A 317-nucleotide genomic window follows, 5' to 3' on the forward strand; every position below is an offset into this window, starting at 1 on the left:
GCATTATCCGTAAGATTGGTAATGGTCTCGGAAATCGTTACAGAAGCAACATTTAAATACAACGCGCCATCGGCTCCTGCTGAAAGGTCATTATTCAAATCCGTACTGATAAGACTCGTAGATTCAGTTCCACCTCCATCAGTTACCTCCAGAGCACCAGCGTTCATCGTTACACCAGTGTTAAACTCATTGGTCGGATCCGCATCTGCATCGTCTACCAGAGAAGAAAGGTCTACCGTTACATCTGTGGTTCCTTCACTTATGGTCAGTACATTACTGCCATCCAAAGCCGCTCCGGTTACATCGTCATCGGCCAC

General features: G+C 46.7%; 1 protein-coding gene. It reads right to left on the reverse strand.

The window, feature by feature from the left end; genetic code table 11:
* On the reverse strand, positions 1 to 317 hold a 317-nt coding region (locus QU605_RS15410; protein ID WP_289726215.1), incomplete at both ends, for a hypothetical protein.

This window comes from Robiginitalea aurantiaca (genome assembly GCF_030380815.1).
Classification (GTDB): domain Bacteria; phylum Bacteroidota; class Bacteroidia; order Flavobacteriales; family Flavobacteriaceae; genus Robiginitalea; species Robiginitalea aurantiaca.